16 protein-coding genes are annotated in these 14509 nt (G+C 42.4%); 14 read left to right on the top strand and 2 right to left on the bottom strand.

Going from position 1 to position 14509, the window contains the following annotated elements; translation table 11 throughout:
• Positions 1-160 precede the first annotated feature (160 nt).
• On the bottom strand, positions 161-1006 hold the full coding sequence (locus CFH81_01915; GenBank protein DAB41078.1) for a zinc transporter ZupT: 846 nt from the start codon (positions 1004-1006) through the stop codon (positions 161-163).
• A gap of 153 nt (positions 1007-1159) precedes the next feature.
• On the opposite strand from CFH81_01915, the gene CFH81_01910 reads away from it, so the two are divergent.
• The 9 genes from CFH81_01910 to CFH81_01870 all read left to right on the top strand — a co-directional run bounded on the left by CFH81_01910 (position 1160) and on the right by CFH81_01870 (position 8988).
• Positions 1160-1528, top strand: coding sequence for a cobalamin biosynthesis protein CbiX (locus CFH81_01910; GenBank protein ID DAB41077.1), 369 nt, complete (start codon positions 1160-1162; stop codon positions 1526-1528).
• On the top strand, positions 1525-2472 hold the full coding sequence (locus CFH81_01905) for a hypothetical protein (protein DAB41076.1): 948 nt from the start codon (positions 1525-1527) through the stop codon (positions 2470-2472). The genes CFH81_01910 and CFH81_01905 overlap by 4 nt, the downstream gene beginning before the upstream one ends.
• On the top strand, positions 2469-3833 hold the full coding sequence (locus tag CFH81_01900) for a deoxyribodipyrimidine photolyase (GenBank protein DAB41075.1): 1365 nt from the start codon (positions 2469-2471) through the stop codon (positions 3831-3833). The genes CFH81_01905 and CFH81_01900 overlap by 4 nt, the downstream gene beginning before the upstream one ends.
• 12 nt (positions 3834-3845) lie before the next feature.
• Complete coding sequence (gene pdxH, locus CFH81_01895) at positions 3846-4484, top strand: pyridoxamine 5'-phosphate oxidase (protein DAB41074.1); 639 nt, start codon at positions 3846-3848, stop codon at positions 4482-4484.
• 68 nt (positions 4485-4552) lie between these two features.
• On the top strand, positions 4553-6010 hold the full coding sequence (locus CFH81_01890) for an epimerase (GenBank protein DAB41073.1): 1458 nt from the start codon (positions 4553-4555) through the stop codon (positions 6008-6010).
• 27 nt (positions 6011-6037) lie between these two features.
• A complete protein-coding gene (locus tag CFH81_01885) occupies positions 6038-6295 on the top strand; it encodes a hypothetical protein (GenBank protein DAB41072.1) in 258 nt (85 codons plus the stop codon).
• Positions 6296-6298: 3 nt separating this feature from the next.
• Positions 6299-7837, top strand: coding sequence for an ABC transporter (locus CFH81_01880; GenBank protein DAB41071.1), 1539 nt, complete (start codon positions 6299-6301; stop codon positions 7835-7837).
• A gap of 44 nt (positions 7838-7881) precedes the next feature.
• Positions 7882-8439, top strand: a complete 558-nt coding sequence (locus CFH81_01875; protein DAB41070.1) for a lipocalin — start codon at positions 7882-7884, stop codon at positions 8437-8439.
• Between the two features lie 12 nt (positions 8440-8451).
• Positions 8452-8988, top strand: a complete 537-nt coding sequence (locus CFH81_01870; GenBank protein DAB41069.1) for a hypothetical protein — start codon at positions 8452-8454, stop codon at positions 8986-8988.
• Between the two features lie 53 nt (positions 8989-9041).
• On the opposite strand, the gene CFH81_01865 is transcribed toward CFH81_01870, so the two are convergent.
• Positions 9042-9350 (bottom strand): mitomycin resistance protein, encoded by a 309-nt coding sequence (locus tag CFH81_01865; GenBank protein ID DAB41068.1) that lies wholly within the window; start codon positions 9348-9350, stop codon positions 9042-9044.
• A gap of 200 nt (positions 9351-9550) precedes the next feature.
• Between CFH81_01865 and CFH81_01860 the strand changes: the two genes are divergently transcribed.
• The 5 genes from CFH81_01860 to CFH81_01840 all read left to right on the top strand — a co-directional run bounded on the left by CFH81_01860 (position 9551) and on the right by CFH81_01840 (position 14497).
• Positions 9551-10372: a TIGR01777 family protein gene (locus tag CFH81_01860; GenBank protein ID DAB41067.1), complete on the top strand. Its 822-nt coding sequence runs from the start codon at positions 9551-9553 to the stop codon at positions 10370-10372.
• Positions 10373-10461: 89 nt separating this feature from the next.
• Positions 10462-11403: a ferrochelatase gene (locus CFH81_01855; protein ID DAB41066.1), complete on the top strand. Its 942-nt coding sequence runs from the start codon at positions 10462-10464 to the stop codon at positions 11401-11403.
• Positions 11400-12821 (top strand): phytoene dehydrogenase, encoded by a 1422-nt coding sequence (locus CFH81_01850; protein DAB41065.1) that lies wholly within the window; start codon positions 11400-11402, stop codon positions 12819-12821. Before CFH81_01855 ends, CFH81_01850 begins: the two co-directional genes overlap by 4 nt.
• Positions 12814-13824: a sensor histidine kinase gene (locus tag CFH81_01845; protein DAB41064.1), complete on the top strand. Its 1011-nt coding sequence runs from the start codon at positions 12814-12816 to the stop codon at positions 13822-13824. Before CFH81_01850 ends, CFH81_01845 begins: the two co-directional genes overlap by 8 nt.
• Positions 13802-14497, top strand: a complete 696-nt coding sequence (locus CFH81_01840; GenBank protein DAB41063.1) for a DNA-binding response regulator — start codon at positions 13802-13804, stop codon at positions 14495-14497. The genes CFH81_01845 and CFH81_01840 overlap by 23 nt, the downstream gene beginning before the upstream one ends.
• The last annotated feature ends 12 nt before the right edge of the window (positions 14498-14509 follow it).

Raw genomic sequence — 14509 nt, 5'->3', positions numbered from 1 at the left:
TTTTTTACCTTTTGCTATTTTTCAAAATGTTGCTATAGGTTAGAAACAGATAGTTTTAAATACATTATCATATTTATTTGGAGTATTATAGCTAAGTTTTATTTTTTGGGAGACAATGCTCTTGTTTTGGGATGCATTTTTAGAGCACGATTTATAAAACTTATACCGCTTTGAAAGCCACCAGGCTGACTGCCATCACAAGCATACCAAGCGTGATGCCGGCGATGGTGGTGTGGGCGTTGCCGTACACTCTGGCCGCAGGCAGAAGCTCGTCAAAAGAGATGTAGACCATGATCCCGGCCACCGCACCGAAGGTGATCCCAAGCGCCGCATCTCCCAAAAAAGGCAAAAGCAGAAAAAATCCGATAACTGCACCCAGCGGTTCGGCAAGTCCCGAGAGCGTTGCATACCAAAAGGCACTTTTTTTATTGCCGGTGGCATGGTAGATGGGCAGCGATACAGCCATGCCTTCAGGTATGTTATGGATAGCGATGGCAAAAGCGATCGTCAGACCGATAGAGAAATCATCCAGCGCTGAAACAAACGTGGCAAAACCTTCGGGAAAGTTGTGGATCGCGATGGCAAGCGCTGTGAAAATGCCCGTTCTCTTAAGGGAAGAGTTGATGGGGGGACGGGCGTTGTTTTGGGGCTTGAGTTCAGAGAGTTCTTTGTCACTTCTTATCTCGTGGGGATTGACGTCTTCGGGGATGAGGTAGTCTATAAGCGCGCTTAGGGCAATCCCTCCAAAAAATGCAAAAAGCGCTAAGGATTCGCCCCATATATCGCTGCCGTAAAGCTCGGTAAATGCGTGTTTGGATTTGCTTAAAATCTCCACAAAAGAAACATAGATCATCACACCCGCAGAAAACCCCATGCCCACAGACAAAAAAGTATGATTTTTGTCTGTGGAAAAAAATGCCAACATCGCACCTACAGAAGTGGACAATCCTGCAAGCAGGGTAAGCAAAAAAGCCGGCAATAAAGTGTTGAGTGATAATTCTTCCATAGAGAATTATATGATGTTGCAAATAAAAAATGAGTACTTTGCAGTATAAATCCATAAAGAATCACACAAACAAAAACGTCAATCGACATTTTTTATGTACCAAATGCAGAATGTTTGATGTAAAATAGCATAAATCTAAACGGAGAAGAGAAGATGAGAGGGATTGTGTTTGTAGCGCACGGAAGCAAAAAAGAGAGTTCCAACCGTGAAGTGTTGGATTTGGCGGAGTTGCTAAACAAAGAAAAAGCGCCCGGTATCGTTCCGATCAAGGCCGCATTTTTGGAGTTTGCCCAACCCGATATCCCCCAGGCCCTCAAAGAGATGATCGAAGCGGGGTGTACTCAGATAGACATCTATCCTTATTTTTTAAATACCGGAAAACACGTCAGTACGGATATCCCTCATATCATACAGCCTCTGAAAGAACTTTATCCGGACACGGCATTTAGGATACTTCCTCATTTTGGTGCATCTTCGAAGCTTGCAAAGATTATCTTGGATGATTTGGAGGTTATGGCATGAAAATAGCGGTTTCATCCTGTCTGCTTGGCGAGTCGATCCGTTATGACGGGGGACATAAGCATGACCGTTTTATCACTGATGAACTGGGTAAATATGCGCAGTTTGTCCCGTTTTGTCCCGAACATGTGGCTTTCGGGACGCCCAGACCGACGATAAAAGTGGTCATGGATCAAAACACCCCTTTGATCATCTCCAACAAAAACGGTGCCGACATGACTGAAGCGCTTAAAAAGACAAGCGAAGAAGCTTTTGAGGCAGTCAATCAAGCGGGTATCAGTGGCATCATTTTTAAGGCAAAATCCCCAAGCTGCGGACTTGGAAGTACGATCGCCTATCTTTCAAATGGCTATTCGATCGGCAAAACCGACGGAATGTTTGCGGCGATGTGCAAAGCCCGTTTTCCTTTGCTGCCCATGGAAGAAGAGGGGAGGCTGTGCGATCCCTGGCTGCGGGAAAATTTCATCATGCAGCTGTTTGCATATGACCATTTTGAGCAGTTTAAGACATCATCGCCGAATATGGGCGATTTGGTGGCGTTTCATCAAACGTACAAATTTCTGCTTCATGCCAAAGACGAGACTTCTTACAGAGTGTTGGGCACTATCGTAGGCAATATGGATAAACTTGCGTTTGATGAAGTGTTAAGCACGTACGAGAGGCTCTTCAAAGAGACGATCGGCATCAAAAGCAGCATCAAAAAAACGCGCAATGTGCTTGAGCATATGGCGGGATTTTTAAAAAAAGAACTCAATGCAGTGGAAAAAACCGTCCTGCATGAACAGATCAAAGATTATGCTGATCGGATCATCCCGCTGATTGTGCCTTTGAGTACGCTGGATATGCTTGCCAAAAAATATGAAGCCGCATATCTTTTGGGCCAAAAGTTTCTAAGCCCCTATCCCAAAGAGCTTGCTTTGCGCTCGGATCTAAAAAGCGGAAAATGAAACGGATACTGTGGTTTCGGCGCGACTTGAGAAGAGAGGACAATCCTCTGCTCTCGCTGGACGGAGAAGTGTTGCCTGTTTTTATCTTTGATACGAATATTTTGGAACATTTGGAAAAAAATGACAGGCGCGTTTCTTTTATCTTTCAGGCTGTGCTGAAACTAAAAGAGGCGTTAAGGCAGAAAGATCTGGATCTGAAGGTGTTTTTCGGTGATCCTGTCGAGATCTTTGCGTATCTAGAAACGCTGGGGTTTGATGAAGTAGCCGCTAGCGGGGATTATGATGCATACGCCAGGCAAAGAGATATCAGGGTATCGCATATCCTTCATTTTCATTATCTTCACGATACGTACATTTTTGAGCCAAACGAGATACTCAAAGAGGATGGAACGCCTTATCTGGTCTTTACACCGTTTTACAACAAAGCAAAAGCACACTTTTCAAAACAGCATCTAAGCGCGTATGCGGTTGCCAAAGGCCAGCGGCTTTTTGGTGCTTCCTATGAGGGGATGACGGTTTTTAAAGGGCAACAGCAAACATGCCTTCCGTTGGCGATAGAATCGCTTGGCTTTAGCGAAAATATACCCAATGTCGAAAGCCCGAAGATAAAACTTGACCGTTTAAAAGAAACACTTCACACCTATGAAACCGATAGAGATTGTATGCACAAAGAGGCCACATCGCATCTGAGCTGCGATCTGCGTTTTGGTACCATTTCCATGCGTGCGGTACTGCGATTTTTAGCAGAGCAAAAAAAGCAGGGAGTGAAAACGGAGCCGTTTTTCAGGCAGCTGGTTTTTCGTGATTTTTATGCCTATCTGCTGTATCATTTCCCTTATCTGGAAAAAGAAAATTACAAATACCGCTTCAAAGGTATAGAAAATGAGGTAAAATACGATCTTTTTTGCAAAGGGATGACAGGTGTGCCCCTCGTCGACGCGGGCATAAGGGAGCTTTTAAACACAGGGTTGATGCACAACAGAGTGCGTATGATCTGCGCGTCGTTTTTTACGAAGGATCTTCTGCTGCCGTGGCAATGGGGCGAAGCGTTTTTTGCGAAATATTTGCTCGATTATGATGCGGCGTCCAACATACTTTCGTGGCAATGGAGCGCGGGGACGGGTATCGATCCGCAGCCGTATTTTCGCATCTTCAACCCTTATATGCAGAGCAAAAAATTTGACAAAGAGGCACGTTATATCAAAAAATGGATTCCTGAGCTTGCCTTTGTGGAGGCAAAAGATTTGCATGATGAAAACTTTTTGTTCGAACATCAGACAGAAGGGTATCCAAAACCCGTTGTACGTCACAAAGAGGCTGCCTTGAGGGCTTTGGAATATTTTAAAGGGCGATTGAAATAGAAAGGATAATGCATGTTAGATTTGCAAGATATGAGAACAGAATACAAAAAAGCTACGCTGGATGAAAACAGCGTGCCTTCCGATCCGCTGGTGTTGTTTGAGCAGTGGTTTAAAGAGGCGGTTGATTCGCAGATCATCGATCCCAATACGATGATTCTAGCAACAAGCGGAAGCGACAATGTTCCCAATATCAGGGCTGTGCTTCTCAAGATATTTGATGAAAAAGGGTTTGTTTTTTTTACCAACTATAACAGTGTCAAGGCCAAAGAGATCGCACAAAATACACATGTTGCTGCAGAATTTTTGTGGCTGGACCTAGAGCGTCAAGTCAGGATCAAAGGGGTATGCGAAAAGATCAGCACAACTGAATCGATGGCGTATTTTATGAAACGTTCCCGCGGCAGCCAGATCGGCGCTTGGGTAAGCGATCAAAGCAGCGTGATAAGTTCCAGAAAGATGCTGCAAATGCAAATCGAAAAAATGAAACAGAAATTTGCAAAAGGAGATGTGCCTCTGCCTGATTTTTGGGGAGGGTATCGGATCATCCCTTCGGAAATAGAGTTTTGGCAAGGGCGGGAAAGCCGTCTGCATGACCGTATCCTTTATACCAAGATCGATCAAGGATGGCGCATCGAACGGTTGGCCCCGTAGTAGGGTTGTTTCTTTTGGGAGGATTGGTGTATACTTAATAATGATTCAAACATCATCAAAGGAATCACATGAAAGTATTACTTACAGGTGCAAACGGTTATATAGGAAGACGGCTTAAGCAGAAGCTTTTAAATGAAAAAGTACCCCTAAGGATACTTGTACGCAATCCTAAAAGTATAGAGTTAAACGTTCATGTGCGTACCGAAGTATTCCGCGGAGATACTTTTGATATGCAATCTCTTGAAAATGCACTTGAGGGCATAGATGTCGCTTACTACCTTATACACTCGTTAGGGCATGAAAATTATAGAGAATTGGACAAAATAAGTGCTCAAAACTTTTTGGATGCGGCGATCAAAAAGGGTGTAAAGCGCATTGTTTATCTTGGGGGACTTGGCATCAAAGAGCATGCCAGCAAGCATCTTCTCAGCCGTATAGAAACCGGAGAGATCCTTTCAAGCAGACCTGATCAGATACAGACTGTTTGGATCCGTGCAGGCGTGATCATCGGATCGGGAAGTGCGAGTTTTGAGATCATACGGCATTTGGTGGAAAAACTTCCCGTGATGGTAACGCCCAAATGGGTCAACACGCTTGCACAACCCATAGGAGTGGATGATGTGATCTCTTATCTAAATGAAGCCAAAGACCTTCCTTATGATAAAAATTTGGTAGTAGATATCGGCAGCGAAAAGATGACCTATAAAGAGATGATGCTAGGATGTGCCGATGCATTGGGTTTGAAACGTTTCATTCTGCCGCTTCCTGTTCTTTCGATCAAGTTTTCTTCCCATTGGCTTAATATCTTTACCCCTGTCCCGTACAATATCGCCAAATCTTTGATCGAGGGGCTTTCTTCGGAGGTGGTTATTCAAAATCATCATGCAAAGCAGTTTTTTCCCCATATCCATCCATGCCCTTTTAAAAATGCCGTACAAAAAGCTATCAAAGAAATGGAACAAAATCAAATACACAGCCGTTGGAGCGATGCAGGCGGCGGCACAGATCTATGGGAGCAGCATCAGAACGATCCTTCTGCGGCCATCTTGATGGACCGTCAGCGTATGGAGATCAGTGGAACATCCAAAGAAGCAGTTTACCGCACATTTTGCTCCATTGGAGGTAAGGAAGGCTGGCTTGGATATCATTGGCTTTGGGAAATCAGAGGATGGCTCGATAAGATAATCGGCGGCGCAGGACTTAAACGCGGAAGACGCCATCATCACAAGCTGAGAGTTGGCGAGAGTGTTGATTTTTGGAGAGTGGAAGACCTGGTGGAGAATGAGCGGCTTTTGCTGCGTGCCCAGATGAAAGTACCCGGAAAAGCGTGGCTTGAATTTAAGATAAAAAATAACGAACTGATCCAGACAGCCTATTTTTATCCGCGGGGGCTTTGGGGAAGGGCGTATTGGTATATGATGATACCAGCGCATTATTTCGTGTTTCGCAGTATGATTGCAATGATAGTAAAGAAGGCACAACAGTATGAACAGACAAATTTTTCCTATCAAAATCATTCCAAATAGTATATAATAAATAAAAAGGAGTCATAAATGATAAAAGATATTTTATATACCGGACTGGGCGGTGCAGTGCTGCTAAAAGAGCGAGTGGAAGAGGAGCTTGAAAAGTTGCAAGAAAAAGGCAAAGTAAGTAAAGAAGATGCCCAAAAATTTATCGAAAACTTAAAAACGCGGGGTGAAGAAGAAGAAGCGAAATTGAAATCGCATATCAAAGAAGCCCTCAAAGAGGTTATCAATGAGATGGAGCTGGCCACAAAAAAAGATATTGAAGCGCTAAAAGACAGATAATCGATGCAAAAACTCTATTCGCCACTTCGGATATGGAGGGTTTTTACTGTTTTGCTGACGCTTTATCTGCTAATCAAAAAGCGTTCAAGCTTTCTTTTTGTGCGAGCGCTTTCGCCTGAACAGCTTGTGGGAAGGATTACCCATTTGGGTGCAAGCTTCATCAAGCTTGCCCAGGTGCTGGCAACACGTAATGATTTTTTTACGCCTGAATACCTAGTAAAGCTGAAAACACTTCATGATGAATTGCCTCCGATGAGCCAAGCGCAAATGCAGGGTGTTTTTGATCGTGCATTTGCACAGAATCCTTTTTACCGCTTTGAAAAGACACCTATCGCTTCGGCATCCATAGGTCAAGTGCATGAAGCATGGCTGGATGAAAAGACAAGAGTGGCCGTCAAGCTCAGGCGTGAAGGGATAGCCAAACAGGTTAAAGCGGATATACTGATTTTGAGAATGTTTAACGGCCTTTTCAGGCCGCTCTTCTCGCATTATACCAAGCACTCTATAGAATCGGTGATCGCGGAATTTGCCTCGATGATTCTAAAGGAAGTCAGTCTCAACCAGGAGCGTGAAAATCTCATAAAATTTTCTAAAATGTATGAAGATATGAAGATTCGCTTCCCTAAAGTATATGGATATATTTCCAGCGACGATGCGCTGGTGATGAGTTTTGAAGAGGGGTATCGATTTGATGATCAAGAAGCATTGCAAAAACACAATATTGCGATCAAGCCTCTGATAAAAACGCTGGTGGGTTTTTATACCGAACAGATGCTGGTGAAAGGTTTTTTCCATGCTGATCCCCATCCGGGAAATCTTCTTGTCTCCAAAGAGGGACAGCTGATCTTGCTTGATTTTGGCATGGTAAAGAGCGTACCCAATGAAACACGCATCGCCATTATAGAACTTATCAAGGCCGCTAACGAAGAGGATTATGAACGCTATATAAGTGCATGCAAACGTCTCGGTACGGTGGCATATGATGCTCCCACATCAGAACTCGCAGAGTTTACACAGCGTATGTTTGATATTTTCAACAACGATGCGCTTGACAGTTCAAGTATGCAGAAGTTGGCTTTTGATGTGCTTGAGCAGACAAGAAATCTTCCCTTCAAGCTCCCTCAAGAAGCGATCTATATTTTACGCGTAAGTGCTATTATTGAAGGACTGGGCACCACCTATATTGAAAATTTTAACGGTATCAAAGATATCCTGCCTATACTTCAGCAAAATATTCCAAGAGCGCTTGGCGCGGGTGAGAGCATCATTGAAATGATCATCGATGAATTTAAAAGTTTGCCCATGGACATCAGAGCATTTAAAACAACACTCTATCGCATGAGCGAAGGGGAACTCTCGGTGGAGCTTTCAAAACCGCAGCTTGAAACTTTGAAAAAATCATTAAAAGAGTCTTTGTCTCCTGTAATAATCGGGATAATATTTCTTTTGAGTGCTATTTTTGTTTTGCTTTTGGACTGTTCGCTTGAACCTTTTGCGGCGGTTCTTTTTGGAATAGGATTGATACGTTTGATATTTCGATAGAAAAAATATGATTAAGTACCAAAATAGATAAAAGGGGTTAACGTATGCGTATGATACTGTTTATAGCAATGTTTTTATTGGGAGGATGTGTAGAGAGGCCTGAAAAAGTGATGCCCGTGAAGGAATTTGAGCTTTCGCGCTACCTTGGCACATGGTATGAGATCGCAAGGCTTGATCATTCATTTGAAAGAGGGCTGGAGCAGATAAGCGCAACGTATAGTTTGAGGGAAGACGGAGGAGTGAAGGTCATCAACAGAGGGTTTGATACAAAGTCTAAACATTGGAAAGAAGCCGAAGGGAAAGCGTATTTCGTTGAAACTCCCGATACGGGCTTTTTGAAGGTTTCTTTCTTTGGCCCATTTTACGGCTCTTATATCATCTTCGATCTTGACTATGGGCGATACTCGCTTATCAGCGGGCCTGATCTCTCTTATCTTTGGATACTCTCTCGAACGCCGGTTTTGGATGAAGAAACCAAGCGTTATTTGATAAAAAAAGCCAAGGCGGCAGGGTTTGATACGGATAAATTGATTTTTGTAGAACATGCAAAAACTCACACATCGGCAAACAACACATCGCCGTTATACTTACAGGACAGATAAAAAAGCGGTTGTATGCCATATAAAGGAGTACTGATGTTTAACGTTTACGAGACGCCGGAAAAAAGCGGCCATTCCCAACCGAGAGTCGCCGCACTTTTGGCCTGTAAGGGCAATCTGATGGCGGCATCTTGGCATATGCCGATCTCAAAGTCCCCTTTTCGCTACGCCGTTGCGGTACGCGAAGAGAACTATACCCATGCGCTTTTGCATGCGCACGGCAGTTTTACACTCAATTTTTTGCCCTATGAATATTATGAAACGGTCGATTTGATGGGGCGGCTGCACGGAAACGAGTGTGACAAGTTTGCAGCAAGCAAGCTTAAAAGCCAACAGGTTGATATCAGCGGCAATCATCTTCTTGATGCGTCTGATTTTATCTATGAATGCAATGTGTGCGATACCTATACAAACGGGGATCATACGGTTTTTATTGCCGATGTGGTGCGCATTTATGTCAATGCACACCAAAGCAAAGAGCCGCTTCTTTTTTTGGGCCGCGGGCATTATGCTGCGGCGTGTAAAGAGATCATGGTCGAAAAGCCGCAATGATATATCTTGTATGTTTGCAGCAGGGATAGAGGGTCGGCAGCGCTGTTTGCTGATCAGTCTAGGGCAATAATGATGTTTTCGCCATAGCGTTTTTTTCTTAGAGGAGTGTAGTCCCACCATGGCCTGGGTTCATTCCCGTTCATAAAATCAGTGATAGACATCAGCACATCAAGTGTGCAGGGATCTTGTTTTTCTTTGAAGGTGCGGCAAAACAACACATAAAGCGCGTAAGGGTCTTGGCCGATAAGATCTTCAGGACAGGTAATGCCGATGGATGCAAGATCATGGGCGACTATCTTGCCGACATTGGGTAGGTCGGTCATCTTTGAGACGTTTTCTCGACTAACTTTGGAAGGATTCATTGACACCTCTTTTTTATTGCTACAGTATCGACATGAAAGGCAAAGAGCCACTTAGCATTACAGTTGATAACACTCTCATATAAAAATGTATATTCCATAAAAAAGTATGGCATACTTTTTCATCTTAAAGGGGCTGTTTGTCAAAAAAATACTACCAACTTACAACTAAATGTCATATAATAATTAAAAAGGAGTATACAATGAAAATAGCAATCACAGGAGCAAGCGGATTTGTAGGTACAGCGTTGCAGCAAATATTTTTTGATTGTGTCATAATTCATCGAAATGACGATCAGGAAGCTATTTTAAAAAAACTCCGAGGTGTTGACATAGTGATCAATCTTGCCGGCGCCCCCATCATAAAGCGATGGAGCGATCCTTACAAGGAGATATTGCAAAAAAGCAGAATCGAAACAACCAAAACACTGGTGCAGGCAATCAATCAAAGCGAAGTATCTCATTTTATCTCAACTTCCGCCATAGGTATTTACCCCGATAACCAAAAATGCGATGAGTCGTGCACGCAAACGGCCGATGATTTTTTGGGGAATTTGGCCCGCCGCTGGGAAGAAGAGGCCTTTTTATGCAACAAGCCTACGGCAATACTGCGTTTTGGAGTGGTTCTTGGCAAAGAGGGCGGAGCATTGGCACAAATGCTTACGCCGTTTCGGTTGGGGGTAGGCGGCATCATTGCAGACGGAAAGATGATGACAAGCTGGATAGACATAGAGGATCTGATGGGAATTTACCGGTTTTTAATAGACCATCGGCTTACCGGCATTTATAACGCGGTCTCTCCCCATCCTGTAAGCAATTATGTTTTTACCAAAGCGCTAGGAAAAGTACTTCGAAGGCCGACTATTCTGCCGATACCCAAGTTTGTATTGAGAATCATGTACGGCGAAGCCGCTTCGGTACTGACAGGATCAAAAGAGGTTTATCCCAAAGCTTTGATGGATCAAGGATTTACCTTTACGTTTCCAAATATTGATGAGGCGCTTGAACATATCGCAGGATCATAGGCAAAACGTTGCATTTTTAAACGAATAAACAAAATCGGACTACAAAATATACTTTTTGTTTTGTAAAATAAATAAAAAGAGGTGACATTATGAAGCGTGCTATTTTGCTGATGAATATGGGGGGACCCAATAACTTAGATGAGGTAGAAGTTTTTTTAAACAACATGTTTAATGACAAGCGCATTATTGCCGCTCCTGCACCAATCAGGAAGCTGATCGCTAAAATTATTACATGGAAACGAAAAGAGGAAGCAAAGAGCAATTATGCGGCACTCGGAGGCAAATCGCCGATTATTGGCTATACCGAAAATCTTGTTTCAAAACTGCAATCTGTCGTTGATGCGTCGGTGCATATGGTGATGCGCTATACGCCGCCGTTTGCAAGCGATATACTCAAAAATCTAAAAGATGCCGATGAGATCTACGCGATACCGCTCTATCCGCATTACTCTTCAACGACAACGCTTTCTTCTATGGATGATTTGTATAGTGCGCTAAAACATCATGGCATTAAGGCAAAAATCAAAACAGTAGATCATTACTACAGCCATCCTGATTATATTACTGCAATTACTGAGCGTATCAAGGAGGCATTGAAGGGGTGCGATGCGGGCGAATTTGAGCTTGTCTTTTCTGCACACGGATTGCCCAAAAAGATCATAGAAAAAGGGGATAGCTATCAGCTTCATATCAAACGCAATCTTTTTTATGCACGTAAAGCGCTGGCCAAAGAAGGAATCTATTTTTATAAAACCCATCTTGCCTATCAGTCTCGTCTTGGGCCGCTTGAGTGGATCAAGCCTTATTTGAGCGACAAGCTCAAAAGTTTAAAAATGAAAAAGGTCATTATCTACCCTATCGCATTTACGATCGATAACTCCGAAACCGAATTTGAGCTGAATATCGAATATCGCGATATTGCACAAGAGATGGGATTTGAAGAGTACCGTGTTGCAAAAGCACCCAATGATCATCCTGCTTTTGTCGAATGTATTGCTAAACTTTATACAAGCATGAAAACGCCGGTATGATTGATTATGCTGTGGTGGGATCGGGTATAGGAGGCAGTACGATTGCAGCTTATCTTGATGCTAAAGGATTTGAAACGGTTTTGTTTGAAAAAGAACCCTATCTTGGCGGATGCAGTTCATCATTTTCGCATAGGGGGTTTTTATACAATACGGGCGCAACAACTCTTGTAGGATACCAAGAAGGGCATCATGTCAAATCCATGTTTGATGCGATTGATTTTGTGCCTGATCTTATGATCAGTGATCCCTCTATTGTCGTCGTGCAAAACGGCAAAGTCACACCAAGACACAAGAATCTTGAGACGTTTTTGTCCGCAGTAAAACAAAACTATCCGCATCCCAAACATGACGAATTTTGGTCTTTGGTAAAACAGATAGGAGAACAGTTTTATGCTGTAAGTGGATACTATTACAGCAATCGGACATTGTTTAAAAAATGCGTTTCGCTGATGAGCTATTTGCCTTTAATGGTGAGATTTCAGCGCTATTTGCGTACAGATGCCTATCGTTTCATCAAGAATTTTTACGGAGACATCTCCCAAGAGTATATGCAGTTCCTCGAAGCGCAGATTCTTATTGTGGCGCAGGCTTCTTCCCGTAAGATAAATTTTTTGACCGCTGCGTTGTCTTTGGGGTATACGTTTAACGAAACCCATTATGTGCCGGGGGGCTTTAGCCGGCTGTTTGATCAAATGACATCCAAAATGAAGAACATTAGACGCAAAACAGAGATAAAAAAAATTACAAAAGAGGCCGATTATTATGCGCTGCACACCAAAAATGAAACCGTTTATGCAAAAAATGTGATACTCAATACAACAGTCTACGATAGTGCAAAACTTTTTGACGATCGACGAATAAAAAAATATTATGAAACATATGAAAAACTCGACAATCATCAAAGTTCATTTATGCTTTACATGACTATTAAAAGCGAGAAAAAGTTTCAGCATCATTATCAGCTGATACAAAACGAGCCTTTTGTGCATACGCTTTCGAATGCAGTGTTTGTCTCTTTCTCTGATCCGAGCGATACGCTATTATGCAAAGACGGCTATCGCAGCATCACGGCATCCGTTCATACCGATACAAGATGGTGGGAAGAAAAAGAAACCTACAGTTTTAAAAAAAATGCACTTAAAGACGCGCTGACAAAGTCTATCTGTGATATGCTCGATATCAAAGAGGAGCAGATCGTTCACCGGTTTGCAGCCACGCCAAAAACATTCAAGCGTTATATTAACCGTTCGCAATTGGGAGGCAATGCTGTTACAATGGAGAATTTTTTACCTACACTTCCCGGTAATGATACACCCATAAAAGGACTTTATCAGGTGGGAGATACTGTCTATGCCGCACAAGGATGGCCCGGCGTGATGCTGGGTGTTGAAAATCTTAGAAGGCTGCTGCATGCATGATATTGCTTTACGCATTAAAGTGACTGACTGGCTGTATATTTTGATGATCGGCATTTTTTTTGCTGCGTTGCTCTCTATGCTGGGATACATACTTTTGGGGCATTCTTGGGTATCGGGCATACAGTATGGGGCTGCCCTTGGTTTTATGATTGCATTGTTTTCTTTAGTGTCTGTTTCGTTTATGAATCAAATCATTTTACCCAAGATGCATAAAAGATATTGGTTATCTATGGCAATGGTTTTCTCTTTTTTTTCAGGCTTTTTTGGTACGATTGCAGGCACGCTGGCAGCCAAAAAAATCAGTATAGAGATCGTGCCGCCGCTGGATATCAATCTGACCAATATTGCTGTAGCAATAGGCGTATTGACCTATATTTTCGGAGCGCTGCTGTATCGTTTTGTTAAAATGCGCAATGAAAAAGAGGCAGTAGATCATTGTTATGTGCAAAGCCGTTTGCGCTCGCTGGAAACACAGCTTAATCCGCATTTTTTGTTTAATGCGCTTAATTCGGTTGCAGAACTGATTCATTGCGATCCGTTTAAAGCAGAAGAAGCTTTGCTGAGAATGTCTGCTTTTTTGCGTAATACCATGAAAGAGCAGGCGCTTGTTTTTCTTGAAGAAGAGTTGCAAAATGTACAAGATTATATCGCATTGGAAAATATACGGTTTTCGGGTAGAATTCATTGGAAGCAGGAAGAAAATATTCCTGCGTTGCGATTGCCTAAATTTTCGATTCAGCTGTTAGTAGAAAATGCGATCAAGCACGGCATGAAAACACAAAAATCATTGCATATTTCGCTCTATTTTGATGAAGAAAAAAAACAATTGATGGTCAAAAATGACGGAGAACCGATGCGTTCAACCTCTTTTGGAATCGGATTGAACAATCTAAACCAAAGGCTTATGCTTTTATGCGAAGGATATCTGGAGGCTGCACAGACGAATCCGCCTATTTTTATTATTCATCTTGGAGGATGTTATGAAAATACTCATCGTAGATGATGAAATGTTGGCATTGGCCCGGCTTGAAAGAATGCTTAATACTCTTGGCTATATGGATATTGTAGAGTGTGAAACCGCCGAGGCGGCAGTTGATCTTGTGAGGCAATTTCATTTTGATCTTGTGCTGCTTGATATCAATATACCGCAAACAAACGGCCTTGAACTTGGATATGAGCTTCGCTATCACCGAACAGATCTTGCCATTATTTTTCAAACGGCTTACAGCGAACATGCACTAAAGGCCTTTGATATTGGTGCAGCAGGCTATCTGGTTAAGCCTTACAGTATCCAGCAGTTGCAAAACAATATTGAGCGCATTAATACGCAAAGAAAAAATGATACAACCTTTAGACTGATGAGCAAAGCAGGAGAGAGTTATTATCTTCTTGATCCCAAAGAGATTTATTATATCAAGGCAGATCTTACGGAAGTTGTTTTGCGTTCGTCGAAAGGGTTTTCGTATTGTACGCAAAAAATATCTGATCTCGAAAAAAAGCTTGCAGCCTATAATTTTGTACGGATACATCGTTCTTATTTGATCAATCTTGATAAAATCAAAGAGATAAAAACTATCGAACAGAGCAAGTTGTGTTTTTTCTTTCATGATATAACCGATAAAGTTGAATCAAGCAAAGACGGAGCAAAAAATTTTAGAAATCTATTTTTTATATAACAATTAGTAGCT

Origin of the sequence: Sulfurovum sp. UBA12169 (genome assembly GCA_002742845.1) — a bacterium.
In the GTDB taxonomy this organism is placed as follows: Bacteria; Campylobacterota; Campylobacteria; order Campylobacterales; family Sulfurovaceae; genus Sulfurovum.
This window is presented reverse-complemented; position numbering and strand designations above follow the sequence as displayed.

Bases quoted from the DNA above. Each gene is read 5' to 3' on its own strand.
- CFH81_01905 (DAB41076.1), top strand. From the start codon at position 1,525: ATGAAAATAGCGGTTTCATCCTGTCTGCTTGGCGAGTCGATCCGTTAT.
- CFH81_01880 (DAB41071.1), top strand. From the start codon at position 6,299: ATGCAAAAACTCTATTCGCCACTTCGGATATGGAGGGTTTTTACTGTT.
- CFH81_01870 (DAB41069.1), top strand. From the start codon at position 8,452: ATGCCATATAAAGGAGTACTGATGTTTAACGTTTACGAGACGCCGGAA.
- CFH81_01855 (DAB41066.1), top strand. From the start codon at position 10,462: ATGAAGCGTGCTATTTTGCTGATGAATATGGGGGGACCCAATAACTTA.
- CFH81_01875 (DAB41070.1), top strand. From the start codon at position 7,882: ATGCGTATGATACTGTTTATAGCAATGTTTTTATTGGGAGGATGTGTA.
- CFH81_01900 (DAB41075.1), top strand. From the start codon at position 2,469: ATGAAACGGATACTGTGGTTTCGGCGCGACTTGAGAAGAGAGGACAAT.
- CFH81_01890 (DAB41073.1), top strand. From the start codon at position 4,553: ATGAAAGTATTACTTACAGGTGCAAACGGTTATATAGGAAGACGGCTT.
- CFH81_01850 (DAB41065.1), top strand. From the start codon at position 11,400: ATGATTGATTATGCTGTGGTGGGATCGGGTATAGGAGGCAGTACGATT.
- CFH81_01915 (DAB41078.1), bottom strand. From the start codon at position 1,006: ATGGAAGAATTATCACTCAACACTTTATTGCCGGCTTTTTTGCTTACC.
- CFH81_01885 (DAB41072.1), top strand. From the start codon at position 6,038: ATGATAAAAGATATTTTATATACCGGACTGGGCGGTGCAGTGCTGCTA.
- CFH81_01910 (DAB41077.1), top strand. From the start codon at position 1,160: ATGAGAGGGATTGTGTTTGTAGCGCACGGAAGCAAAAAAGAGAGTTCC.
- pdxH (DAB41074.1), top strand. From the start codon at position 3,846: ATGTTAGATTTGCAAGATATGAGAACAGAATACAAAAAAGCTACGCTG.
- CFH81_01865 (DAB41068.1), bottom strand. From the start codon at position 9,350: ATGAATCCTTCCAAAGTTAGTCGAGAAAACGTCTCAAAGATGACCGAC.
- CFH81_01840 (DAB41063.1), top strand. From the start codon at position 13,802: ATGAAAATACTCATCGTAGATGATGAAATGTTGGCATTGGCCCGGCTT.
- CFH81_01845 (DAB41064.1), top strand. From the start codon at position 12,814: ATGCATGATATTGCTTTACGCATTAAAGTGACTGACTGGCTGTATATT.
- CFH81_01860 (DAB41067.1), top strand. From the start codon at position 9,551: ATGAAAATAGCAATCACAGGAGCAAGCGGATTTGTAGGTACAGCGTTG.